Source organism: Pseudomonas sp. MAFF 730105 (genome assembly GCF_055380705.1).
In genome coordinates this window covers 1,367,060-1,390,710 of sequence record NZ_AP018438.1, presented here as the reverse complement: position 1 = coordinate 1,390,710, position 23,651 = coordinate 1,367,060, and the positions used below count along the sequence as shown (strand labels likewise).

The following is a 23,651-nucleotide window of genomic DNA, read 5'->3' as shown; positions in this document are numbered from 1 at the left end:
GCGCGCTTTGTTTTCGCAATTTTTGAGGCAGACTCCAGCCCATGCCCCGTAAAACCTGGCGCGCCGCCCTTGCCGCCTATGCCAGTCCTTCGACGCTCGTGCTGTTGCTGCTTGGCTTCGCTGCCGGCTTGCCCTACATGCTGGTGTTTTCCACGCTTTCGGTCTGGTTGCGCGAGGCCGGCGTGGCGCGTGAAACCATCGGCTACGCGAGCCTGATCGGCCTGGCCTATGCCTTTAAATGGGTCTGGTCGCCGTTGCTCGACCAATGGCGCCTGCCGGTGCTCGGCAAACTCGGGCGTCGCCGCTCATGGCTGGTGCTTTCCCAAGGCCTGGTGATCCTGGGCCTGGTCGGCATGGGCTTCTGCGATCCGCAGAAACATCTCTCATGGTTGATCGCCATTGCCGTGCTCGTGGCGTTCGCTTCGGCCACCCAGGACATCGCGGTCGATGCCTATCGCCTGGAAATCGTCGATGACACCCGCCAGGCCGCCCTCGCCGCCAGCTACATGTCCGGCTACCGGGTCGCCGCACTGCTGGCGACCGCCGGCGCATTGTTCTTCGCCGAGGGTTTCGGCTCCACCGGCTTCAGCTACAAGCACTCGGCCTGGGCCGGTACGTATCTGCTGTTCGGCGTATTGATGGTTCCGGCCTTGCTCACCTCGCTGTTCATGCGCGAGCCACCGGTGCCGCTGCGTACGCAATTGCAGGCCGGACGCTACACGTTCGTTCACCAACTGGCCTCGGTGTTCGTGCTGATCGTGCTGCTGGTGTCAGTCCCGGCGATGTGCACCCAGCTCTACAACACCGACTTTGCCAGCGTGCTGTTCGAAGGCGTCAGCCTGCTCGATCTGCTGCTCGAAGACCGCGCCTTCCTGCGGGCCATTCTCTATATCATCCTCACCGCCATGTGCCTGTCGACCATGGGGCGTCGCGGCCTGGCGCCGGTGCTCACGCCGGTCAATGACTTCATCCTGCGCTACCGCTGGCAGGCCTTGCTGCTGCTGGGGCTGATCGCCACGTACCGGATGTCCGACACGGTCATGGGCGTCATGGCCAACGTGTTCTATATCGACCAGGGCTTCACCAAGGACCAGATCGCCAGTGTCAGCAAGATTTTCGGGCTGATCATGACACTCCTCGGCGCCGGCATGGGCGGGCTGTTGATCGTACGCTTCGGCATCCTGCCGATCCTCTTCATTGGCGGCGTGGCCTCGGCCGCCACCAACATCCTGTTCCTGATGCTCGCCGACATGGGCCCCAACCTGAAGATGCTGGTGCTCACCATCTCCCTGGACAACTTCAGCTCCGGCCTTGCCACCTCGGCATTCGTGGCGTACCTGTCGAGCCTGACCAACTTGAAGTTTTCCGCCACCCAATACGCCCTGCTCAGCTCGATCATGCTGCTGCTACCACGCTTGATCGGTGGCTATTCCGGGGTGATGGTGGAGAAATTCGGTTATCACAATTTCTTCTTGATCACCGCCCTGCTCGGCGTCCCGACCCTGCTGCTGATCGCCCTACATTGGTTCCAGGAGAACCGTCGCCAGGACTCACCCTCCGCCCCGGAACCGACCCCCACCCGGCCGGCGGAAGAGTCGTAGGAAACTTCAGCAAGCGCCGGCGAAACCGGCATTCGCACCTGGCGACCGGCCACGCGCCTGTACGCCAGGGCATCTCGCCCGTACAATGCTCCGTCACTTCTCGTCATCAGCAACCGACAACGGCCAACCATGCGCACCAGTCAATTTTTGCTTGCCACACAGAAAGAAACGCCTTCCGACGCCGTCGTGATCAGCCATCAGTTGATGCTGCGTGCCGGCATGATCCGCAAGCTCGCCTCGGGCCTGTACACCTGGCTGCCGATGGGCCTGCGGGTGATGCGCAAGGTGGAAGCCATCGTGCGTGAAGAGATGGACGCCGCCGGCGCCCTGGAAGTGCTGATGCCGGGCACCCAACCGGCCGAACTGTGGCAGGAATCGGGACGCTGGGAAGAATATGGCCCTGAGCTGCTGCGCCTCAAGGACCGTCACGGCCGTGACTTCTGCGCGGGCCCGACCCACGAGGAAGTGATCACCGACCTGATGCGCAACGAGTTGAGCAGCTACAAGCAGTTGCCGATCAACCTGTACCAGATCCAGACCAAATTCCGTGACGAGATCCGTCCACGCTTCGGCCTGATGCGCGGTCGTGAGTTCATCATGAAGGACGCTTACTCCTTCCACGCCGACCTGGCCTCGCTGCAAGTCACCTACGACCGCATGCACCAGGCGTACTGCAACGTGTTCACCCGCCTGGGCCTGAAGTTCCGTCCGGTCGAAGCCGACAACGGCTCCATCGGCGGTGCCGGCTCCCACGAGTTCCACGTATTGGCCGAGTCCGGCGAAGACGACATCGTCTTCAGCAGCGGCTCCGACTATGCCGCCAATATCGAGAAAGCCGAAGCCGTGCCACGGGAAACCTCCCGTCCTGCGCCGTCGGAAGAACTGCGCCTGGTGGACACCCCGAACGCCAAGACCATTGCCCAGCTCGTGGAGGGCTACAACCTGCCGATCGAGCGCACGATCAAGACCCTGATCGTCCACGCCGAAGAGGAAGGCAAGCTGATTGCACTGATCGTCCGCGGCGATCATGAGCTGAACGAAATCAAGGCCGCCAACCAGCCAGGCGTCGCCAGCCCGCTGGTCATGGCCACCGACACCGAACTGCGCGACGCCATCGGCGCAGGTGCGGGTTCCCTCGGCCCGCTGAACCTGCCGCTGCCGATCATCATCGACCGTTCGGTGGCCCTGATGAGCGACTTCGCCATCGGCGCCAACATCGACGACAAGCACTATTTCGGCGTGAACTGGGAACGCGACCTGCCGGTTCCGGCCATTGCCGACCTGCGCAACGTCGTGGCCGGCGACCCGAGCCCTGACGGCAAGGGCGTGCTTGAAATCAAGCGCGGCATCGAAGTCGGGCACATCTTCCAGCTGGGCAACAAGTACAGCAAGGCGATGAAGTGCGAAGTGCTGGGCGAGAACGGCAAGCCGGTCACCCTGGAAATGGGTTGCTATGGCATCGGCGTGTCCCGTGTGGTGGCTGCAGCCATCGAACAGAACAACGACGAGAAAGGGATCATCTGGAGCGACACCCTGGCGCCGTTCCAGATTGCCCTGGTGCCGTTGCGCTACGAGACCGACCTGGTTCGCGAAGCCACCGACAAGCTCTACGCCGAATTGACGGCCGCCGGCTTTGAAGTGCTGCTGGACGATCGCGACAAGAAAACCAGCCCCGGCATCAAGTTCGCGGACATGGAACTGATCGGCATCCCGCACCGGATCGTCGTCAGTGACCGTGGCCTGGCCGAAGGCAACCTGGAATACAAGAGCCGCACCGAGGCCGAGCCGCAAGCGCTGCCGGTTGGCGACGTGCTCTCCTTCCTCCAGGCCCGTATCCGCCGCTGACACCAGATAGAGACGTCATGTTCAAGCGAAACACCTTAGGCCTCGGTGGCGCCGCGCTCTGCGGCGCCCTGCTGGTCAGCGGCTGTGCCAACCAAATGTCGCAACGCAGCGAGCACGAAGAGCGGGTCGAGCGTAAGTTGCTCGACCATAGCCTGCAGATCGATGTGGGCGAACCCAAGGTGCTCGACCTGCCGCAGCGCCGGGTACGGGTCCATGAGCAGAAGACCTTCGAAGTCACCGAATTCGAAGTCACGCGTCGCTACGATCGCTATACACCGTACCAACCCTGGCGGGAAATCTACGAGATCCCGCTGGGCGCGGTGGCGGTGGTAGCCGGCATCGGCGCGAACGTGGTCAATGTGTTTGCCCTCGGCAACCTGCCGGAGACGGTGACCCATGACTGGCTCAGCTACGGTGTCGCCGGGCTGAACCCGTTCATGAACGCCCCCTCCCATGGCCGCGCCCAACAGAACCTGGCGGGCATCGATGAAGTCCAGCGAGACAAACGCACGGAGCACTCGAGCCTGCCCTGGAGCGAACGCCCGGTCGAGGTCAAGGCCGGCCGGCAGACGTTCGAGCTGAGCACCGACCGCAATGGCGTGCTGCGCCTCAATCTGCTGGAAAGCCCATTTGCCGAGCAGGACCTGAGCCAATTCGGCAAGTTGCAGATCAGCGTGACAGACGCCCAGGACGAGGTGCACACCGACTCATCCCTGAGCATCAGTAGCACCTTGCGCAGCAAGCTGGTGGAAGCCCACGCCTTGATCTACGACGATCTGGAAGACGACGAGGTGAGCCAGTGGGTTCATCGGGTCAAGCGCCTCTCGGAGCTGGGCCTGGAAGAAGAAGCCAGCGAACTGGAACAAAGCCTGATCGAACTGACCCGCAACGATCCGGAATTGCAGGCCGAGTTCATGAAGGCACTGACCAAGAGCGGCGGACGGTTGGTGGCGGATCCGGGCGCTCACTGACACTCCTGTGGGGAGGGGATTTATCCCCTCCCCACAAAAAGCCTTCTGAGCAGCCCGCCAAGGCATCACCGCTCAAACAACTCCAACTGCTCGAACCCTCCGCGCAAATCCTCCAGCCTAACCCCGATCCCCAGCAACCGCACCGGCTTCGCGCCGCGATTGAATGCCTGGGTCAACAGCGACTGGTAACTACCCAGGTCCCGCCCTGCCCCTGACTGTTCCAGGGTGGTCTGGGTGAAGTCGTGGAATTTCACTTTGACGAATGGCTTGCCGGGCCGATAGCTACTGTCGATGCGCGCCATACGCCCGCTGAGGGTTTCCATCAGCTCCGGCAGTTTATCGAGGCAGCTCGCCAGATCGGGCAGGTCGACATCGTAGGTGTTTTCCACACTGATGGACTGACGTCGACTGTCGTTGTGCACCAGACGCTCATCGATCCCACGAGCCAGACCCCAGAGTCGCTCACCGAAACTGCCGAATTCGCGTACCAGCGCCAGCTTGTCCCACTGACGCAATTGCAGGCAATCGGCAATTCCAAGCCTGTTCAGCTTGTCGGCCGTCACCTTGCCAACACCGTGGAGCTTGCTGACCGGCAGGGCCGAGACGAAATCCTCGACCTGGTCCGGGGTGATGACGAATAGGCCGTTGGGTTTTTTCCAATCACTGGCAATTTTGGCCAAGAATTTGTTCGGGGCGACACCGGCGGACACTGTGATGTGCAACTGATTGGATACGCGCCGGCGAATGTCCTGGGCGATGCGAGTGGCGCTACCGCCGAAATGGGCGCTGGCGGAAACGTCCAGGTAGGCCTCATCCAGGGACAGCGGCTCGATCAGGTCCGTGTAATCACGGAAGATGCCCTGAATTTCCTTCGACGCCTCGCGATAGGCGTCCATCCTGGGCTTGACGATGATCAGGTCCGGGCAGAGTTTCAAGGCGTGCCCGGAGGACATGGCCGAGCGTACACCGTAGGCCCGTGCCTCGTAGTTGCAGGTCGCGATCACGCCCCGTCGATCCGCCGAACCACCGACCGCCATGGGTTTGCCGGCCAGCCGCGGATCATCGCGCATCTCGATGGCGGCATAGAAGCAATCGCAGTCGACGTGGATGATTTTGCGTTGCGTCATAAAGAAGCAGGATATGGGGCGAGTCGGACCGCCAGTATCGCATCCGGAACTGTATATAGCACCAGTAGTTTGAAAGATCCGACGCTTAGCCTGGAAAAGGGCTACGTAAAATGTATTTCTTCAATCGCACCGAACCGCCCAATAGAGCCGCAGCCCTTGCCCCGCCTGCGTCACAGCACGGTCACAATGCTTTTTTGAGTGGCTAAGCACTTGAAGCGGAACAGTTTTTTCTAACACAAGGGTTGACAGCCTGGCGATCCTCTGTAGAATGCCGCCTCACAGACGCGGGATGGAGCAGCCTGGTAGCTCGTCGGGCTCATAACCCGAAGGTCGTCGGTTCAAATCCGGCTCCCGCAACCAAACATCAAGAAAGGCTACTCGAAAGAGTGGCCTTTTTTGTGCGTGCGTCTTTTTCATAACGCCCCTGACTGCGTTCCTTTGCTACGCGAGGGAGCACTCACCCGTCACGCTGGCCGGCGCCAACGAGCCCGGAGTTGTAGGACAATTTCCCTTTTAATTTCTGGTATTTAGGAAGGAAAGGGACGCTTCGGTCATTAATTTGCCTTCACTCCCTTTTAACAGTTGACACTCAAGCGTTCGCCTGTAGAATGCCGCCTCACAGACGCGGGATGGAGCAGCCTGGTAGCTCGTCGGGCTCATAACCCGAAGGTCGTCGGTTCAAATCCGGCTCCCGCAACCAAACATCAAGAAAGGCTACTCGAAAGAGTGGCCTTTTTTGTGCCTGTTATTTTTTGGCTTGTCTACAATCGGCCTCATTACAAAAGTTTTGTAATTATTTTCTGCCGAAGGGATTGGTAACTTGGCTGGATACCCCCATCCTGTCGCGCATAGCTCAAGAGGTGATTGATGCGCGCAAATTCTGACCCGCAGGACACTGTTACCGCGACACAACCGATCAAGGCCGAACGACTGCGCTGGCTGGACCGGATCAGCCAGTACCGTCAACCCATCGGCCTTGCCATCACGCTATTGCTGTTTGCGATTGCATTGGTTGCCTGTCGCCATCTTCTGAGTGAACTCGATCTTTACGCACTGCACGACTCGATTCTCGACGTGCCCCGGCCTGCCCTGCTCGGTGCGGTCGCCGCCACGGTGGCCGGCTTCATCATTCTGCTGGGCTACGAATGGTCGGCGAGCCGCTATGCCGGCGTGACGTTGCCGCCACAGACCCTGGTCCTGGGCGGGTTCACCGCGTTTGCCATTGGCAATGCCATTGGGCTGTCGCTGCTGTCAGGCGGTTCGGTTCGCTATCGCCTGTATGCTCGCCATGGCCTCGGCGCTGCGGACGTCGCCCACATGACGTTGTTCGCCAGTCTGTCTCTGGGCTGCGCGCTACCGCCACTGGCCGCCCTGGCCACCCTCAGCAACCTGCCTGCCGCATCCGCCGCGCTGCACCTGCCCGTGTTCTTGCTGGCGGCGGTCTCCCTGGCGGTGCTGTTGCTCATGAGCGTACTGGCCATCGGCATCTACCGTCGACGCTTGCCGGAGCAACCTCATCGGGATGCCCTCCTGGTCAAGGCCGGACGTCGCACCCTGCGCCTGCCGAGCCGACGCTTGACCTTCCTGCAACTGATCATCACGGCGCTGGATGTCGCGGCAGCCGCCACGGTGCTGTATCTGTTGCTGCCCGAGACGCCGCCATTCGGCGCGTTCCTGCTGGTCTACCTGCTGGCGCTGGCCGCTGGCGTGCTCAGCCATGTACCTGGCGGCGTCGGGGTGTTCGAAGCGATCCTGCTGGCGGCCTTTGCCGACAAACTGGGCGCCGCGCCACTGGCCGCCGCCCTGCTGCTGTATCGCTTGATCTACGTGCTACTGCCGATGCTGGTGGCCTGCGTGCTGCTGTTGATCAACGAGGCCCAGCGACTGTTCCAGACACGCCAGACGCTGCGGGCGGCATCAGGCTTCGCGGCGCCGATCCTGGCGGTACTGGTGTTCCTGTCCGGTGTGGTGCTGCTGTTTTCCGGCGTGACCCCGGAGATCGATACACGCTTGGAGCACATCGGTTTCCTGATTCCCCATCGGTTGGTGGACGCGTCGCACTTCGGCGCCAGCCTGGTGGGCGTGTTGTGCCTGTTGCTCGCCCAGGGCTTGCGCCGTCGCCTGTCGGCGGCCTGGATGCTGACCACCGTCTTGCTGCTGGTAGGCGCCCTGCTCTCCCTGCTCAAGGGTTTTGACTGGGAGGAAGCCACGCTGCTGACCTCGACGGCGGCCCTGCTGGCGGTCTTCCGGCGCTCCTTCTACCGTCCGAGTCGCCTGACCGAACTGCCTTTTTCTCCACTGTTCCTGATCGCCAGTCTCTGCGTGCTTGGTGCGTCGATCTGGCTGCTGCTGTTCGCCTACCAGGACGTGCCCTACAGCCATCAGCTGTGGTGGCAGTTCACCCTCGATGCCGACGCTCCCCGCGGCCTGCGCTCGCTGCTGGGGGCCGCCGTGCTGCTGGTGGTGGTCTCCCTGACCTGGCTGTTGCGCACCGCGCGACCGGTGATCCATCTGCCCACGGCAGAAGAGCTGGAGCGGGCCAGGACGATCCTCATGTCGTCTTCGCAGCCTGACGGCGGCCTGGCCCTGACCGGTGACAAGGCGTTGCTGTTCCACCCCAACGACGAGGCGTTCCTGATGTACGCCCGCCGTGGTCGTAGCCTGGTGGCCTTGTATGACCCGATCGGACCGACCCAGCAACGGGCCGAGATGATCTGGCAGTTTCGCGACCTGTGCGACATCCACCACGCCCGCCCGGTGTTCTACCAGGTGCGCGCCGAGAACCTGCCGTACTACATGGACATCGGCCTGACGGCGATCAAGCTGGGTGAGGAAGCCCGGGTCGACCTCAAGCGTTTCGACCTCGAGGCCAAGGGCAAGGAGATGAAGGACCTGCGCTACACCTGGAACCGCGGCACCCGGGACGGGCTGTCGCTGGAGATCCATGAACCCGGGCACGCGCCAATGGATGAGCTCAAGGTCATCTCCGATGCCTGGCTGACTGGCAAGAACGTACGCGAGAAAGGCTTTTCCCTGGGCCGCTTCAGCGACGACTACCTCAAGCATTTCCGCATCGCCGTGATTCGCTTCGAAGGCCGTCCCGTGGCATTCGCCAACCTGCTGGAAACCCACAGCCATGAGCTGGCCAGCCTGGACCTGATGCGTGCCCACCCCGAGGCACCGAAGCTGACCATGGAATTCATGATGGTCGGCTTGATCCAGCATTATAAGAACCATGATTACGCCCGCTTCAGCCTTGGCATGGTCCCGCTTTCGGGCCTGCAACCGCGTCGTGGTGCGCCATTGACCCAGCGCCTGGGTTCGATGGTGTTTCGCCGTGGCGAGCAGCTCTACAACTTCCAGGGGCTGCGCCGTTTCAAAGACAAATTCCAGCCTGACTGGGAACCTCGTTACATGGCCGTGCCCGCCGGACTCGATCCGCTGGTGGCGCTGGCCGATACTGCCGCCTTGATTGCAGGCGGCCTGACTGGACTGGTGAAACGCTGATGATGCAACGCTCCTGGCGATACGTAGTGGCCGCCCTGTTGGTGCTGGCGGTGATTCTCGGTGGCGGTTATTGGTATTGGAACCGCCCGGCCCCGCAACCCACCCTTGAACAACTGACCCCCACCGACGGCGCGCCGATGACTCGCGTCATTCCTGGCACCAAGCCTCGCGCCCAGGTGCTGGTGGCGGTCAATGAAGACCAGAAGCTCAGCGACACCCAATTGACGACCCTCAGCCGCGCCGGCTCGGCACAGATCGTTCAGGTGATCCTGCCCAAGGACTGCATGCTGCAGGGTCGCGCTTTGCAAGCGGGCCTGAGAGAGCTGCAAGGGCCGGCGACGCTGGTCAGCGGTATTGGCCCGGGCGCCGTGCTCGCGTGGCGTTGGCTGGCCGAACAGAAGGATGACAAGGTCAAGGCCATTTCGGTGGACCTGGCCCTGGAAAAACCCGGCTGCACGCACCTGCTGCCCAAAACCGCGGCCCACGGTCACTGGCTGGTCGCCTGGAACGACAACCCCGACGACACCAGCGCCGCGTTCGTAAGGGATCAGAAGAATGCCGAAACCAGCATCAGCGACTATGACATCAACCTGCCGCAGGTGCTGAACAACGAACTGCGCAAGATTCTCGTCGGCACCGACAAGGCCAAGGGTGGCCTGGCCATTCCAGTGGTCGAGGTGCCTGCGAGCCAGGCCCGGGATACCGTAACCCTGTTCCTCTCCGGCGATGGCGGCTGGCGTGACCTGGACCGCGACGTAGCTGATGAAATGGCCAAGATCGGCTACCCGGTGGTTGGCATCGACACCCTGCGCTACTACTGGCAGCACAAGAGTCCGGAGCAGAGCGCGGTGGACCTTGCCGAACTGATGCAGCACTACCGCCAGGTCTGGGGCACCAAGCGCTTCATCCTGACCGGCTACTCTTTCGGTGCCGATGTGTTGCCGGCGATCTACAACCGCTTGCCGGCCACCGAACAGCAGCGGATCGACGCAATCATCCTGCTGGCCTTCGCCCGCACCGGCAGCTTCGAGATCGAAGTCGAAGGCTGGCTCGGCAACGCCGGTACCGAAGCCGCCACCGGCCCGGAAATGGCCAAGTTGCCGGCCGAGAAAGTGGTGTGCATCTACGGCGGTGAAGAAGCCGACGAAAGCGGCTGCACCGACAAGACCGCCGTAGGGGAAGCCATCAAACTGCCGGGCGGCCATCACTTCGACGAAAACTACCCGGCCCTGGCCAAGCGCCTGATCGATGAGATCAACAAGCGCCAGCCCAAGCCTGCCGATCAGTAATCCGATGCTGGCTTAACAAGAAGCCCCTGCCGCTTTACAGCGTGCAGGGGCTTTTTGTTGTAGCGGTGCTGGCGTCTTCGCGAGCCAGCTCGCCCCCACCAAGGGGATTGGTCTTAGTAGACCTGCACCCGCCACAACTCCCGCGAAGCAGACCCCGCCGACATCGGCAGCCGCCCATGCAGTGTTCGATAGTTGTCGATCAGCACCAGATCACCTTCGCTCCACGGATGGGCAATCAGGCACTCCGGGTCGTAGACCAGGCTGTTGACCTGCTCCAGCAACGCTTGTTGAGCCGCCTCGTCATGATCCTGCACGGACTGGCTGAGGGTCTGCAGCGTCGAATCGGTACCCTCCTGGTAACGCAGGATGAGTTCACCGCTACGGGGGTGACGATCCACCAGACTGTACATGCGCGGCGAACCGCCGAAGTAGGTCATCTTGGTGTAGTAGGTGATGTTCACCGCCTGCCATTGCCGAGCGACGCGTTGCCCGACCTTGCGCAGCACGTTCCGGCTGTCGACGACAGTGGTCTGGCCTTCGCCCGGCAGCGGCGCCGTCTTGCAATACAACATGAACTTGCTGGCGCAGAATTTCGGATTGCGCTGCACCTGTGCATCGCTGTCGGGCAGCATGTTCAGGTCCCAGTGCAAAGGCGTCTTCTCCAGCGAGTGCACCACGCCCTGCGGTTTGTCCGCAGGCTTGACCACATGCACGGCGCCAAAGGCCCATTCGTACAACGTGCCAAAGCGTTCGCAACTGCGGGCGAAACTGTCCTGGTCCTCAAAATGACAACCCTTGAGGCAAACAAAGCCGAAGGTTTCCACCAATGACTCCAGCAGCCCCGTGGACAGTCGCTCGAAACCCAACCCCAACGGATCCCGGACCACCAGGCCAAAGAGCGGGAGCTTTTGCAGCTCGAACTCAAAGCCTTGTGCCTGGGGACCTTCTGTCTGGTGGTAAAGCCACGGCCGCCCCTGCCAAGTGACCAGCACATGCTGGTCAAGGTCGACCTGGGCCCGCGCCCGCAGGTGCTGGCTCCCATCGAGGTTGCACACCGGCACGGCGTGCCAGGGGCTGTCGGCGCGGCTCAACCCTTCGGCCAGCCCGACGGTAAACTTGGGCCCGGCATTGTTGTATTGGTGGACCGACAGTCGAATGTCATCGGGGAAGAAGCGATCCACCGCCGCATTCAAGGCCTGCCCGCGCAGCATCATCTGGTAGGCCTTGTAGTTGATCTGCTGCAGGTACTCGTCCTCGCTCTGCCCGTCCTCGCGGCACAGGCGCAGGTCGTTGTAGAGATGACTGCAGAGATTGTCATGGGTCCTACCGAGGGCTTCATCGTGCCGGCTCTGCTCGATCAGGTCTCCCAGGTTTTTCCAGGGCAACCGGGCCTGCTTGACCAGGCTGGCGCGCACCGACTCGGCACTTTGTGCCTGCGGGAACAAGTCTTCCATGCTGACCCACTCAATCGTGTGGGTCGTACACAGTTCACGCAGCGCCCGGTTATAGGTAGCACGAACCTCGTCGGTCACCCCGACGATGTCGTTGAAAGTCGTTCCATCGCTGAGGATCGATACCACACACCCCGGCTCATGCAGCGCGGCAATCGCTTGGCCCATCTGATCGAGGCGCTCGATGGCCATGAACTCGCCATAGTCCGGCAGCACGCCGAAGGTCTGGTCGATGGCATTGGGGGATTTGCAGGGAAAGCCCGGCAGGATCAGGCGTACCGGACGGCGCTGATCGAAGCATTGCCCCAGCCGGTGCGCCAGATGGTCCCGGCCCTGTGTTTCGAAACGATCATCCGTGCCCTTGAACAGGTAACCGGCCAGCAAATCGCTGACGGCCGTGATCCAGGCGTCTCTATGTTCCATGGAACAGCTTCCTTGAGAGTGGGTATATCAACAGGATTTGACGGTATCGCCACGCTCGGTGAATGCCTGCGCGGCGCCACGGTGTTGCTTGAGGATGTGTAACAGCCCGGCCGGCTGTTCACAGTAGAAGTCCGGGGCCTGGGCCTGCCAGGTGCACCCCGAGCCATAGCCCCAGGCGACCATTGCCGAGGGCATACCCGCAGCGCGGGCGGTTTGCAGGTCGATCTCGGTGTCACCAACGAACAGGCAATGGCGGGGCTCGACCGACAACCGCCGAGCGGCGTCCCACGCCACCTCCGGCTGGGGTTTGAGTGGCCGGCCGGCGCGATGCCCCAGGATCGCCTTGAAGGCCGTGTGCGCGAGCAGCGCATCAGCGACCTGGCAGGCCATGACCTCGGCTTTGTTGGTCACGATCGCCAGCGGCAGCTGTAGCGCTCGGCAGCCCTCGAGCACTGCCAATACACCGTTGAAAGGCTTGGAAAACTGCACCAGATGATCTTGGTACATCGCTACATAACGTTGATGCAGCATGGCCGCATCGGCGATGCCAAACTGCGTCGCTACCGCCTCGATCATCGCCGTGGTGCCGCCGCCGATATAGTCCCGCACCGCTTCCGCGGTCAGCGCCGGACATCCGTGCTCCAGCAATACCTGGTTCAGGCTCCAGGTGATGTCCGGCAAGGTGTCCACCAGGGTACCGTCCAGATCGAAGAGCACCGCATCGATCCGCAACCGAGACGCCCTCATTGGGCACTGGCGTAGTGACAAGGACGCCCCTTGCGAAAGACCAGTCGATGGAAACGCTCGTCGACATTGCTGCGCTTTTCGAGCGTGACCACACCCCGCCGCTTGATTGCCACCGAATGCCAGGGCGTACGCCACAGGTCACTGGTCGGCACGAGGCGGATGCCGATTTTCGTCGACACCGCCAGTTGCGGGTGGATCGACAGGCGCAGGCAATCCGGATAGCGCGCCTGCAGCAACGCGCTCCAGGCCTCACTGCGCTGGATCACCCGCTGAGAGGCCGGCTTGGCGATCTTCTTCACCGCGTTGAGGCTCATGCCAGCGAATGCCTCGAGCCCCGAGTAGTCCTCGGACAGGAAGCGATGGATGCCGCAATACATCAACATCATGTGCGGGTCATCCTTGAAGCGCTGTTGCAACAGGATCAATGATTGACCGTGCTCGATCATCATTTCTTCGCGCATGGCGTCCAGACAGTCGAGCTGAGGGTAGGCATTTCTGAGGTCGAAATGGGCGAACATACCGCCGTAGTGCTGCTCGGCGTAGTCCTGGATCGAGTCCGTATACGCCTTGACGTCCGCATCGGGAACACGCACCAGATCGGCAAACACATAACCATCGGAGCAGATGTGGATCAGCGCACCCGGCGCGTAGATCGCCTGGATTTCCGCACACAGCCGATGGAGCTCGTCGATGGCATGGTATTCAGCCAGATCAGGCAGGTGACTCAGGGTCTTCTTGCGGCTGGGGGATTTTCCGGGAAAGGCCGGCAAGACCATTTCAACTTTGCGACCGCTCTCGACTGCCCGCATGACTTTCGCCAGATGGGGTTCCAGCACCTGCAAAGAGAGTTCGTCGCTTTCCCCGGGGGCGAGGCTGCGACGGCGAAACAGGCATTCGAGAATCTGGTGGGCAATGTTCTGGGACGAGACGGGCTGATGCTCGTGCACGCGCTGACCGCCCACCTGTTGAGCAACGGTAGTTGAACCCTGCATAGACAATCCCTTGTTTGATGGTGACGGTAGCCAAATCCTTGGCCACCGGCAGATACTCCTTGATCTGCGGGCGGGTAAAAATCCTACAAAAAGCAAACACTTGTCAAATTTTTACGAAGCACCACAGGACAGTCCTGTCACGGAATACCCGGACAAATGCCGCAAAAAAGCCCCCGCTGCCGCAAGGCAACGGGGGCTTTTGGTTGACCGTTCCGATGCTACATCTCGACTTGCGTCCCCAACTCGATCACCCGGTTCACCGGCAGATTGAAGAAGCGCAGGTTGCCATTGGCATTCTTCAGCAGGAAGGCGAACAGCAACTCGCGCCAGCGGGCCATGCCCTCGAGCTTGGACGCAATGACCGTCTCGCGACTGAGGAAGTAGGTGGTGCGCATCGGGCTGAAGTCCAGGTCATCCAGATGACAGAGCTTGAGGGCCTGGGGCACGTCCGGCTCGTCGGTGAAGCCGAAATGCAGGATCACCCGGAAGAAGCCTTCGCCATAGGAATCGACCTCGAAGCGTCGCTGCGGCGGAACCCGTGGGATGTCCTCGTACACCACCGTCAACAGGACGACTTGTTCGTGCAATACCTGATTGTGCAGCAGGTTGTGCAACAGCGCGTGAGGCACGGCGTCGGAGCGCGCGGTCAGGAACACCGCGGTGCCCTGTACGCGATGGGGCGGCTGCACACGGATGCTGCTGATGAAGATCGGCAGCGGCAAGGCACCTTCGTCGAGACGTTCCACCAGCAACTGCTTGCCGCGTTTCCAGGTGGTCATCAACACGAACAAGGCGATACCGGCGACGACCGGGAATGCGCCGCCCTGAATGATCTTCGGCACGTTGGCGGCGAAGTACAGGCCATCCACCAGCAGGAAACCGAGCAGCACCGGCACCGCCAGCAGCGGCGGCCATTTCCACAGCAGCAGCATCACGGCCGACACCAGGACGGTGGTCATCAGCATGGTGCCAGTCACCGCCACACCGTAGGCCGACGCCAGCGCACCGGAGGATTCGAACCCCAGCACCAGCAGCACCACACCCACCATCAGCGACCAGTTCACCGCGCCGATGTAGATCTGGCCCTGTTCGGCGCTGGAGGTGTGCTGGATGTACATGCGCGGGATATAACCCAGCTGGATCGCCTGGCGGGTCAGGGAAAACGCGCCGGAGATCACTGCTTGCGAAGCGATCACCGTCGCCAACGTCGACAAGCCCACCAGCGGGATCAGCGCCCAGCTTGGCGCCAGCAGATAGAACGGGTTACGCGCCGCTTCCGGGTCGCCCAGCAGCAATGCCCCCTGGCCGAAATAATTGAGCACCAGCGCCGGCAGCACCAGGAGGAACCAGGCACGGGCAATCGGTTTACGGCCAAAGTGGCCCATGTCGGCGTACAGCGCTTCGGCGCCGGTCAGCGCCAACACCACCGCGCCGAGGATCGCCACGCCCATGCCCGGATGGACCACGAAGAAACGCACGGCCCAGGCGGGGTTAACGGCCAACAGCACCTCTGGTTGCCGGCTGATGCCATAGATGCCGAGCGCACCAAGCACCAGGAACCAGGTCACCATGATCGGGCCGAACAGGATGCCGATCCGCGCCGTGCCGTGCCGCTGGATCAGAAACAGCGCCACCAGCACCACCAGCGATATCGGCACCACCCAGTGGTCGATGCCTTCGAACGCCAGGCCGAGGCCCTCGATCGCCGACAATACGGAAATCGCCGGGGTGATCATGCTGTCGCCGTAAAACAGCGCGGCGCCGATCAGCCCGCAGATCACCAGGAACGTACGCAGCCGCGCCCGCTCCCCCGCCGCGCGCCGCGCCAGGGCGGTGAGTGCCATGATTCCGCCTTCGCCCTGGTTGTCGGCGCGCAGGACGAACATCATGTACTTGATCGATACGACCCAGATCAGTGACCAGAAGATCAGCGACAGGATGCCCAGCACCCCGTCATGGTTGACCGCCACGCCGTAGCCGCCGGTAAACACTTCTTTGAGGGTGTACAACGGGCTCGTGCCGATGTCGCCGTAAACCACTCCGACCGCCGCCACCAGCATGCTCAGCGGCTTCGCTGCCGAATGCTCGGCACCCGCCGCCTGACTACTTGCATGACCCATCCAACACTCCCGATTCCCAGACCTGTCTTCTTGAACGAAGCACTATGCTTGATGACGCAGCATGTACCGCTTTACATCTCGTAACAGGTATTTCGTTGACTATAAAAACCGATAAAGCACAAAGGCGCGAAGCATAGCGCAGCACTCGTCGTTTTTCCCCGTATAAAGCTGGTCAACTGCCTCGTCCATCGCTAGAATTGCGCACTTTTTGATCAGAGGCGCGTCAGGCGCCCTGTCTCGGCAAGAGACGATCCCCTTACACCGAGGTTAGACATGTCCACCACTACCGCGCCAGCCAATCCGAAGGTCGGCTTCGTATCCCTGGGTTGCCCAAAGGCTCTGGTCGACTCCGAACGCATCCTGACCCAGCTGCGCATGGAAGGCTATGACGTCGTGTCCACGTATCAGGACGCCGACGTGGTAGTGGTCAATACCTGTGGCTTCATCGATTCGGCCAAGGCCGAGTCCCTGGAAGTGATTGGCGAAGCCATCAAGGAAAACGGCAAGGTCATCGTCACCGGCTGCATGGGCGTGGAAGAAGGCAACATCCGCGACGTGCATCCAAGCGTGCTGGCCGTGACCGGTCCGCAGCAGTACGAGCAGGTGGTCAACGCGGTGCACGACGTGGTGCCACCGAAGCAGGACCACAACCCGCTGATCGACCTGGTGCCGCCACAAGGCATCAAGTTGACCCCGCGTCACTACGCTTACCTGAAGATTTCCGAAGGCTGCAATCACAGCTGCAGCTTCTGCATCATTCCGTCGATGCGCGGCAAGCTGGTGAGCCGCCCGGTGGGCGATGTGCTCGACGAAGCCCAGCGCCTGGTCAAGGCCGGCGTCAAGGAACTGCTGGTGATCTCCCAGGACACCAGCGCCTACGGCGTCGACGTGAAATACCGCACTGGGTTCTGGAACGGTGCGCCGGTGAAGACCCGCATGACCGAACTGTGCGAAGCCCTCAGCACCCTGGGCGTCTGGGTCCGCCTGCATTACGTCTACCCGTACCCGCATGTGGATGAACTGATCCCGCTGATGGCCGCCGGCAAGATCCTGCCGTACCTGGACATCCCGTTCCAGCACGCCAGCCCGAAAGTCCTCAAGGCCATGAAACGCCCGGCGTTCGAAGACAAGACCCTGGCGCGCATCAAGAACTGGCGCGAGATCTGCCCGGACCTGATCATCCGCTCGACCTTCATCGTCGGTTTCCCCGGCGAGACCGAAGAGGACTTCCAGTACCTGCTGGACTGGCTGACCGAAGCCCAGCTCGACCGCGTCGGCTGCTTCCAGTATTCGCCGGTCGACGGCGCACCCGCCAACGACCTGGACCTGGACGTGGTACCGGATGACGTCAAGCAAGACCGTTGGGAGCGCTTCATGGCGCACCAGCAGGCCATCAGCTCGGCACGTCTGCAAATGCGCATCGGCCGTGAAATCGAAGTGCTGGTGGATGAAGTGGACGAACAAGGCGCCGTCGGTCGTTGCTTCTTCGATGCTCCGGAAATCGATGGCAACGTCTTCATCGACAACGGCAGCAACCTCAAGCCCGGCGACAAGGTCTGGTGCAAGGTGACCGATGCCGATGAGTATGATTTGTGGGCTGAACAGATCAACTGATCTGACTGGTTTGACGGACCACCGCTGTACCCGTGGGAGCCGATGAGGAACCTGTGGGAGTCGAGCTTGCTCGCGATAGCGGTGTGTCAGCCGAATGAGAGACCAGCTGATCCGACGCTATCGCGAGCAAGCTCGGCTCCCACAGGGTTCTCATATTCAGGCAAAAATTGATAAGCCCCGCTCTTGCGACAAGATGCGGGGCTTTTTTACGGCTATCGTATGGGTAAACCCAGGACATCCAGCACAAGGAACAGGCGGGCATGCGCCAGCATTCGGTCATCCACACACCGAAACCCAGCGATTATCAGGAACTGACCCAAGTCTGGGAGGCGTCGGTACGGGCTACCCATGACTTTCTGCCGGACAGCTACATCGAGCTGCTGAAAAACCTGGTGCTCACCCGTTACCTGGATGCCGTGATGTTGATCTGCACCCGGGACGCCCGCCAGCGCATCACCGGTTTCGCCGGTGTCGCGGCCGGCAAGGTCGAGATGCTGTTCATCGACCCGCAACACCGCGGCCAAGGTTTGGGCAAGCAATTGCTGCGCTATGCCATGGACCACTTGAATGCCGATCAACTGGACGTCAACGAACAGAACCCACAAGCCCTGGGCTTCTATCTCAAGCAAGGCTTCGAAGTGGTCGGCCGTTCGGCACGGGACGGCATGAACCAGCCCTACCCATTGCTGCACATGCGCTACAGGCAGCCAGACCTGAAGGCCCAGCGCGGGTAGACGAGACAAATGGACACGCGATTAACCGGCGCCAGGCAGGTACAATGTCCCCCCTCTTTTTGTTACGGCCCTGTCATGACTGACCCGATTCGCCTCTCCAAACGCCTCATCGAACTTGTCGGCTGTTCCCGTCGGGAGGCTGAGCTGTTCATTGAAGGTGGCTGGGTCACCGTGGACGGTGAAGTCGTCGACGAGCCGCAATTCAAGGTCGACGCCCAACGCGTCGAGCTTGACCCCGAGGCCAAGGCCACCGCGCCGGAACCGGTGACGATCCTGATGAATGTCCCGGCCGGCATGGATACCGACACGGCAATGGCCACCCTCAAACCGGAGACGCTGAGCGAAGAACACCGCTTCGGCAAACGCCCGCTCAAAGGGCATTTCCTGCGCCTGACCGCCAGCGCCGACCTGCAGGCCAACGCCAGCGGCCTGCTGGTGTTCACCCAGGACTGGAAGATCCTGCGCAAGCTCACCGCCGACGCCGCCAAGATCGAGCAGGAATATGTGGTGGAAGTCGAAGGCGAGATGGTCGCCCATGGCCTGAATCGCCTGAACCATGGCCTGACCTACAAAGGCAAGGAATTGCCGGCGGTCAAGGCCAGTTGGCAGAACGAGAACCGCCTGCGCTTCGCCATGAAGAACCCGCAACCGGGCATCCTCGCCCTGCTCTGCCAGGCCGTCGGCCTCAAGGTGGTCGCCATTCGGCGCATCCGCATCGGCGGCGTATCCATCGGCAAGGTACCGCCGGGCCAGTGGCGCTACCTGTCTGCCAAAGAGAAATTCTAATTTTTTCGGCGCCGCAGCCGTCTGGGGCGCCCATTGCCGATCGATCAGGATTGAACATGATTCACAACGACGTACTGCGCAGCGTGCGCTACATGCTCGACATCAGCGACAAGAAAGTCATCGAGATCATCAAACTGGGCGGCCTGGACGTGTCCCTTGCGGACCTGGCGGGTTATCTCAAGAAAGATGAAGAAGAAGGCTTCGTGTTCTGCCCTGACGAGGTCATGGCGCACTTTCTCGATGGCCTGGTGATCTTCAAGCGTGGCAAGGACGAAAGTCGCCCGCCACAGCCCATCGAAGTACCGGTGACCAACAACATCATCCTCAAGAAGCTGAGGGTAGCCTTCGAGCTGAAAGAAGACGATCTGCACGCGATCCTCAAGGCCGCCGAGTTCCCGGTGTCCAAACCGGAACTGAGTGCCCTGTTTCGCAAGTTCGGCCACACCAACTACCGTCCGTGTGGCGACCAGTTGCTGCGTAACTTCCTCAAGGGGCTGACACTGCGCGTTCGCGGCTGACTCCGAGCCATGACCTACACGGTGTCCCCCATCGGCTTCGTCCGCTCCTGCTTCAAGGAGAAGTTCGCCATCCCCCGCCAACCCCAGCTGGCCCCGGCCGCACGAGGCGTGCTGGAGCTGGTGGCGCCGTTCGACCAGGGCGATGCGGTGCAGGGCCTGGAACAAGTCAGTCACGTCTGGCTGTTGTTCCTGTTCCACCAGGCCCTGGAAGACAAGCCGCGCTTGAAGGTGCGCCCGCCGCGCCTGGGCGGTAACAAGTCCATGGGGGTGTTTGCCACCCGCGCCACCCATCGCCCCAATGGCATCGGCCAGTCGGTGGTCAAGCTGGAACGGGTCGAAGCCGGCCGGCTGTGGCTCTCGGGCATCGACCTGCTGGACGGCACGCCGGTGCTGGACATCAAGCCCTACGTGCCCTACGCCGACATCGTCGGCTCGGCGACCAACCACATCGCCAGCGCGGCGCCTGGGTTGATTCCGGTGCAGTGGACAGACTCAGCGCTGCTTCAGGCGCGAGACCACGCCATGCGCCTGGAGGAGCCCCTGGTGGAGTTGATCGAACAATGCCTGGCTCAGGATCCACGCCCGGCGTACCAGGCTCCTGCAGCAGAGCGGGAATATGGTGCGCAGTTCTGGGACCTGGATGTCCGTTGGCACTACCCGCAACCGGGGTTGATCCGGGTGCTGGAGGTCGTTCCCGTCCGGCCGTGACCGCCAGAAACGAAAAAGCCCGCGTTGCCTTCATCAGGCAACGCGGGCTTTTTTGGTGCTTTCAGTTGTACCGAGTCGCTTTCATCGCGAGCAGGCTCGCTCCCACAGAGGGTCCAGGGTTGTTCTTGAGATATGAATCAACACAGAACCCTGTGGGAGCGAGCCTGCTCGCGATGACGGCCTGTCAGCCACCAAATCAGGTTACTTCTCTACAAACGCCCGCTCAATCAGGTAGTCACCCGGCTCGCGCATACGCGGGGAAACGGTCAAGCCGAAGCTGTTGAGCACTTCGCTGGTTTCATCCAGCATGCTCGGGCTGCCACACAGCATGGCGCGGTCGTCCTGCGGATTGATCGGCGGCAGGCCGATGTCGCGGAACAGCTTGCCGCTGCGCATCAGGTCGGTCAGACGGCCTTCGTTCTCGAACGGCTCACGGGTTACGGTTGGGTAGTAGATCAACTTTTCCCGCAGCGCTTCGCCGAAGAATTCGTTCTGCGGCAGGTGCTCGGTGATGAATTCGCGGTAGGCGACTTCATTGACGTAGCGCACGCCGTGGCACAGGATCACTTTTTCGAAACGCTCGTAGGTTTCCGGATCCTGGATGACGCTCATGAACGGCGCCAGGCCGGTGCCGGTGCTGAGCAGGTACAGGTGCTTGCCAGGCTTGAGGTCATCCAGCACCAGGGTGCCGGTGGGTTTCTTGCTGATGATGATCTCGTCGCCTTCCTTCAGATGCTGCAGCTGGGAAGTCAGCGGGCCATCAGGCACCTTGATGCTGAAGAACTCGAGATGCTCTTCCCAGTTCGGGCTGGCGATCGAGTAAGCACGCATAAGCGGGCGGCCGTTGGGCTGTTGCAGGCCGATCATCACGAACTGACCGTTCTCGAAGCGCAGGCCCGGATCGCGGGTGCACTTGAAGCTGAACAGAGTGTCGTTCCAGTGATGAACACTGAGGACACGCTCGTGGTTCATGTTGCTCATGTACGTGGGACTCCTGGGAATGATGCCTGCGTCGTTATATGCGCATTTGCATCGCATTCTAATGGCGGCGACAATATCTGTTAACTGAATTATTAAGATAAGGGTTATCGGTTATATCGATATGCGATTTACTCTACGTCAACTCCAGGTCTTTGTCGCCGTCGCCCAGCAAGAGAGCGTTTCCCGTGCCGCGGGCCAGCTCAATCTGTCGCAATCGGCCGCCAGCACTTCCATTACCGAACTGGAACGGCAATCCAGCTGCCAGTTGTTCGACCGCGCCGGCAAGCGCCTGAGCCTCAATGCCTTGGGTAAACAGCTGCTGCCCCAGGCGGTGGCGCTGCTGGACCAGGCCAAGGAGATTGAAGACCTGCTCAACGGCAAGTCCGGCTTCGGCTCACTGGCGGTCGGCGCGACCCTGACCATCGGCAATTACCTGGCGACCCTGCTGATCGGCGGCTTCATGCAGCGCCATCCGGAAAGCCAAGTGAAGCTGCATGTGCAGAACACTGCCAATATCGTGCACCAGGTCGCCCACTATGAAATTGATCTGGGTCTAATCGAGGGCGATTGCAGCCACCCGGACATCGAAGTACAGAGCTGGGTCGAGGACGAGCTGGTGGTGTTCTGCGCACCTCAGCACCCGCTGGCCAAGCGCGGCCAGGCAACCATGGAGGAGTTGACCCACGAAGCATGGATTCTGCGGGAACAGGGCTCCGGCACCCGACTGACGTTCGATCAAGCCATGCGCCACCACCGCAGCGCGCTGAACATCCGCCTGGAGCTGGAACACACCGAAGCCATCAAGCGCGCCGTGGAATCCGGTTTGGGGATTGGCTGCATCTCACGCCTGGCGTTGCGCGACGCATTCCGGCGCGGCAGCCTGGTGCCGGTGGAAACGCCGGACATGGACCTGGCGCGGCAATTCTATTTCATCTGGCACAAACAGAAATACCAGACCTCGGCGATGCGCGAATTCCTCGAACTGTGTCGGGCATTCACCGCCGGGGCGCAGCGCAGCGACGAAATCGTGCTGCCGGCCATTGCCTGATTAAAGGAGCACCAGACCCCACACCAGGGCAATCATGGTCAAGGCGACAAGCTGAGCGGCACTGCCCATGTCCTTGGCGTTTTTCGACAAGGGGTGCAGTTCCAGGGAAATGCGATCGATGGCCGCTTCCACTGCCGAGTTCAGCAACTCCACGATCAAGGCCAGCAGGCAGACCGCAATCAGCAGCGCCTGTTCGACACGGCTGACATTCAGGAAGAACGACAGCGGAATGAGGATGACATTGAGCAGCACCAGTTGACGGAATGCCGCTTCACCAGTGAAGGCGGCGCGCAGGCCGTCCAGGGAGTAGCCAGAAGCATTCAGGATGCGTTTCAGGCCGGTTTGGCCTTTAAAAGGTGACATAGGATGGGCAACTGATTGAAAGAAGTGGGAAAGCTAATTCAACCCTAGTCAAAAAAGCGTGAATAAAAACGCTATGACTGCGGTGAAATTGACTCAAGTTGTTGCAGCAACAGGGCCGCCTGGGTCCGGGTGCGCACATTCAGTTTACGAAAGATCGCCGTCACGTGGGCCTTGATAGTGGCCTCCGACACGTTCAATTCATAGGCGATCTGCTTGTTCAACAAACCTTCACAGACCATGGTCAGCACTCGGAACTGCTGCGGCGTGAGACTGGCCAGGCCCTCGCTGGCGGCCTTGGCCTCCTCGGACACGCTCACCGCTTCGAACGCCTGGGGTGGCCAGGCGGCGTCGCCGTCCAGGACTTTCCTCACGGCCTGCTGAATCATCTCCAGAGAACTCGACTTGGGTATGAACCCACTGGCGCCGAACTCCCGGGCCTTGACCATCACCGAGGCCTCTTCCTGGGCGGATACCATCACCACCGGTATCTGCGGATACTGCCCCCGCAACAGCACCAGCCCGGAAAAACCGTACGCGCCAGGCATGTTCAGGTCCAGCAGGACCAGATCCCAGTCGGCCTTTTCGGTCAGCCGAGTCTCCAACTCCGCAATACTGGCCACCTCCGTCAGCCGGACAGCCGGGCCAAGGCCCAGGGTCACCGCCTGATGCAACGCGCTGCGAAAGAGCGGATGGTCATCGGCGATCAGGATTTCGTATGTGGCCATTTTTCAAATGATCCTGTTTTTATGGGGGACCCGATGCAATCGCGCCCCGCCAAAACAACTCAAGACACCGCGCAGCGTTTCGAACTTCGGCTGCACCTGGT

19 protein-coding genes and 2 tRNA genes are annotated in these 23,651 nt (G+C 61.3%); 13 read left to right on the top strand and 8 right to left on the bottom strand.

The genetic code is table 11. The features are described 5' to 3' along the window. The first annotated feature begins 41 nt into the window (after positions 1–41). The 3 genes from PCOSP_RS06130 to PCOSP_RS06120 all read left to right on the top strand — a co-directional run bounded on the left by PCOSP_RS06130 (position 42) and on the right by PCOSP_RS06120 (position 4,417). Positions 42–1,601: an AmpG family muropeptide MFS transporter gene (locus PCOSP_RS06130; RefSeq protein ID WP_175364270.1), complete on the top strand. Its 1,560-nt coding sequence runs from the start codon at positions 42–44 to the stop codon at positions 1,599–1,601. A 129-nt stretch (positions 1,602–1,730) separates the two neighbouring features. Next, positions 1,731–3,446, top strand: a complete 1,716-nt coding sequence (locus PCOSP_RS06125; RefSeq protein ID WP_139647472.1) for a proline--tRNA ligase — start codon at positions 1,731–1,733, stop codon at positions 3,444–3,446. 17 nt (positions 3,447–3,463) lie between these two features. Further along, entirely contained in the window at positions 3,464–4,417 is a 954-nt protein-coding gene (locus tag PCOSP_RS06120; RefSeq protein ID WP_464710549.1) for a hypothetical protein, read from the top strand. A gap of 65 nt (positions 4,418–4,482) precedes the next feature. On the opposite strand, the gene dinB is transcribed toward PCOSP_RS06120, so the two are convergent. After that, entirely contained in the window at positions 4,483–5,544 is a 1,062-nt protein-coding gene (gene dinB, locus PCOSP_RS06115) for a DNA polymerase IV (RefSeq protein ID WP_139647468.1), read from the bottom strand. Positions 5,545–5,827: 283 nt separating this feature from the next. Here dinB and PCOSP_RS06110 point away from each other — a divergent pair. From PCOSP_RS06110 to PCOSP_RS06095, 4 genes are all read left to right on the top strand, one after another. Continuing rightward, positions 5,828–5,904: transfer RNA gene (locus PCOSP_RS06110), tRNA-Met, on the top strand. A 263-nt stretch (positions 5,905–6,167) separates the two neighbouring features. Next, positions 6,168–6,244: transfer RNA gene (locus PCOSP_RS06105), tRNA-Met, on the top strand. 167 nt (positions 6,245–6,411) lie between these two features. Next, entirely contained in the window at positions 6,412–9,051 is a 2,640-nt protein-coding gene (mprF, locus tag PCOSP_RS06100) for a bifunctional lysylphosphatidylglycerol flippase/synthetase MprF (RefSeq protein ID WP_464710547.1), read from the top strand. After that, positions 9,051–10,340 (top strand): virulence factor family protein, encoded by a 1,290-nt coding sequence (locus PCOSP_RS06095; RefSeq protein WP_139647464.1) that lies wholly within the window; start codon positions 9,051–9,053, stop codon positions 10,338–10,340. Before mprF ends, PCOSP_RS06095 begins: the two co-directional genes overlap by 1 nt. Positions 10,341–10,453: 113 nt before the next feature. On the opposite strand, the gene PCOSP_RS06090 is transcribed toward PCOSP_RS06095, so the two are convergent. The 4 genes from PCOSP_RS06090 to PCOSP_RS06075 all read right to left on the bottom strand — a co-directional run bounded on the left by PCOSP_RS06090 (position 10,454) and on the right by PCOSP_RS06075 (position 16,013). After that, the gene (locus tag PCOSP_RS06090; protein WP_139647462.1) at positions 10,454–12,214 is read right to left on the bottom strand and encodes an isocyanide synthase family protein; all 1,761 of its coding nucleotides are present in this window, start codon (positions 12,212–12,214) and stop codon (positions 10,454–10,456) included. 27 nt (positions 12,215–12,241) lie between these two features. Next, positions 12,242–12,961: an HAD family hydrolase gene (locus tag PCOSP_RS06085; RefSeq protein WP_175385075.1), complete on the bottom strand. Its 720-nt coding sequence runs from the start codon at positions 12,959–12,961 to the stop codon at positions 12,242–12,244. Then, positions 12,958–13,953 (bottom strand): L-tyrosine/L-tryptophan isonitrile synthase family protein, encoded by a 996-nt coding sequence (locus PCOSP_RS06080; protein ID WP_464710544.1) that lies wholly within the window; start codon positions 13,951–13,953, stop codon positions 12,958–12,960. The genes PCOSP_RS06085 and PCOSP_RS06080 overlap by 4 nt, the downstream gene beginning before the upstream one ends. A 218-nt stretch (positions 13,954–14,171) precedes the next feature. Beyond that, positions 14,172–16,013, bottom strand: a complete 1,842-nt coding sequence (locus tag PCOSP_RS06075) for a potassium transporter Kup (RefSeq protein ID WP_373682512.1) — start codon at positions 16,011–16,013, stop codon at positions 14,172–14,174. 333 nt (positions 16,014–16,346) lie between these two features. On the opposite strand from PCOSP_RS06075, the gene rimO reads away from it, so the two are divergent. From rimO to tsaA, 5 genes are all read left to right on the top strand, one after another. Beyond that, a complete protein-coding gene (gene rimO, locus PCOSP_RS06070) occupies positions 16,347–17,687 on the top strand; it encodes a 30S ribosomal protein S12 methylthiotransferase RimO (RefSeq protein ID WP_139647454.1) in 1,341 nt (446 codons plus the stop codon). Between the two features lie 260 nt (positions 17,688–17,947). Further along, positions 17,948–18,421: a GNAT family N-acetyltransferase gene (locus tag PCOSP_RS06065; RefSeq protein WP_175361574.1), complete on the top strand. Its 474-nt coding sequence runs from the start codon at positions 17,948–17,950 to the stop codon at positions 18,419–18,421. A 75-nt stretch (positions 18,422–18,496) separates the two neighbouring features. Next, complete coding sequence (locus PCOSP_RS06060; protein WP_464710543.1) at positions 18,497–19,207, top strand: rRNA pseudouridine synthase; 711 nt, start codon at positions 18,497–18,499, stop codon at positions 19,205–19,207. Between the two features lie 56 nt (positions 19,208–19,263). Next, on the top strand, positions 19,264–19,725 hold the full coding sequence (locus PCOSP_RS06055; protein ID WP_139647450.1) for a YehS family protein: 462 nt from the start codon (positions 19,264–19,266) through the stop codon (positions 19,723–19,725). Between the two features lie 9 nt (positions 19,726–19,734). Next, positions 19,735–20,433, top strand: a complete 699-nt coding sequence (gene tsaA / locus PCOSP_RS06050; RefSeq protein ID WP_139647449.1) for a tRNA (N6-threonylcarbamoyladenosine(37)-N6)-methyltransferase TrmO — start codon at positions 19,735–19,737, stop codon at positions 20,431–20,433. A gap of 201 nt (positions 20,434–20,634) precedes the next feature. On the opposite strand, the gene fpr is transcribed toward tsaA, so the two are convergent. Next, positions 20,635–21,414 (bottom strand): ferredoxin-NADP reductase, encoded by a 780-nt coding sequence (gene fpr, locus PCOSP_RS06045; RefSeq protein ID WP_003198368.1) that lies wholly within the window; start codon positions 21,412–21,414, stop codon positions 20,635–20,637. A 121-nt stretch (positions 21,415–21,535) separates the two neighbouring features. Between fpr and PCOSP_RS06040 the strand changes: the two genes are divergently transcribed. Beyond that, complete coding sequence (locus tag PCOSP_RS06040) at positions 21,536–22,462, top strand: LysR family transcriptional regulator (protein ID WP_024780141.1); 927 nt, start codon at positions 21,536–21,538, stop codon at positions 22,460–22,462. Here the strand turns inward: PCOSP_RS06040 and PCOSP_RS06035 are convergent, their stop codons facing one another. Both PCOSP_RS06035 and erdR read right to left on the bottom strand, forming a co-directional pair. Then, the gene (locus PCOSP_RS06035; RefSeq protein ID WP_041023590.1) at positions 22,463–22,825 is read right to left on the bottom strand and encodes a diacylglycerol kinase; all 363 of its coding nucleotides are present in this window, start codon (positions 22,823–22,825) and stop codon (positions 22,463–22,465) included. 71 nt (positions 22,826–22,896) lie between these two features. Then, positions 22,897–23,550: a response regulator transcription factor ErdR gene (gene erdR / locus PCOSP_RS06030; protein ID WP_055128116.1), complete on the bottom strand. Its 654-nt coding sequence runs from the start codon at positions 23,548–23,550 to the stop codon at positions 22,897–22,899. Between the last annotated feature and the right edge of the window lie 101 nt (positions 23,551–23,651).

Excerpts from the sequence above, each read along its gene's own strand:
- PCOSP_RS06130 (WP_175364270.1), top strand. The coding sequence starts at position 42 with ATGCCCCGTAAAACCTGGCGCGCCGCCCTTGCCGCCTATGCCAGTCCT.
- PCOSP_RS06125 (WP_139647472.1), top strand. The coding sequence starts at position 1,731 with ATGCGCACCAGTCAATTTTTGCTTGCCACACAGAAAGAAACGCCTTCC.
- PCOSP_RS06120 (WP_464710549.1), top strand. The coding sequence starts at position 3,464 with ATGTTCAAGCGAAACACCTTAGGCCTCGGTGGCGCCGCGCTCTGCGGC.
- dinB (WP_139647468.1), bottom strand. The coding sequence starts at position 5,544 with ATGACGCAACGCAAAATCATCCACGTCGACTGCGATTGCTTCTATGCC.
- mprF (WP_464710547.1), top strand. The coding sequence starts at position 6,412 with ATGCGCGCAAATTCTGACCCGCAGGACACTGTTACCGCGACACAACCG.
- PCOSP_RS06095 (WP_139647464.1), top strand. The coding sequence starts at position 9,051 with ATGATGCAACGCTCCTGGCGATACGTAGTGGCCGCCCTGTTGGTGCTG.
- PCOSP_RS06090 (WP_139647462.1), bottom strand. The coding sequence starts at position 12,214 with ATGGAACATAGAGACGCCTGGATCACGGCCGTCAGCGATTTGCTGGCC.
- PCOSP_RS06085 (WP_175385075.1), bottom strand. The coding sequence starts at position 12,961 with ATGAGGGCGTCTCGGTTGCGGATCGATGCGGTGCTCTTCGATCTGGAC.
- PCOSP_RS06080 (WP_464710544.1), bottom strand. The coding sequence starts at position 13,953 with ATGCAGGGTTCAACTACCGTTGCTCAACAGGTGGGCGGTCAGCGCGTG.
- PCOSP_RS06075 (WP_373682512.1), bottom strand. The coding sequence starts at position 16,013 with ATGCTGGTGGCGGCGGTCGGAGTGGTTTACGGCGACATCGGCACGAGC.
- rimO (WP_139647454.1), top strand. The coding sequence starts at position 16,347 with ATGTCCACCACTACCGCGCCAGCCAATCCGAAGGTCGGCTTCGTATCC.
- PCOSP_RS06065 (WP_175361574.1), top strand. The coding sequence starts at position 17,948 with ATGCGCCAGCATTCGGTCATCCACACACCGAAACCCAGCGATTATCAG.
- PCOSP_RS06060 (WP_464710543.1), top strand. The coding sequence starts at position 18,497 with ATGACTGACCCGATTCGCCTCTCCAAACGCCTCATCGAACTTGTCGGC.
- PCOSP_RS06055 (WP_139647450.1), top strand. The coding sequence starts at position 19,264 with ATGATTCACAACGACGTACTGCGCAGCGTGCGCTACATGCTCGACATC.
- tsaA (WP_139647449.1), top strand. The coding sequence starts at position 19,735 with ATGACCTACACGGTGTCCCCCATCGGCTTCGTCCGCTCCTGCTTCAAG.
- fpr (WP_003198368.1), bottom strand. The coding sequence starts at position 21,414 with ATGAGCAACATGAACCACGAGCGTGTCCTCAGTGTTCATCACTGGAAC.
- PCOSP_RS06040 (WP_024780141.1), top strand. The coding sequence starts at position 21,536 with ATGCGATTTACTCTACGTCAACTCCAGGTCTTTGTCGCCGTCGCCCAG.
- PCOSP_RS06035 (WP_041023590.1), bottom strand. The coding sequence starts at position 22,825 with ATGTCACCTTTTAAAGGCCAAACCGGCCTGAAACGCATCCTGAATGCT.
- erdR (WP_055128116.1), bottom strand. The coding sequence starts at position 23,550 with ATGGCCACATACGAAATCCTGATCGCCGATGACCATCCGCTCTTTCGC.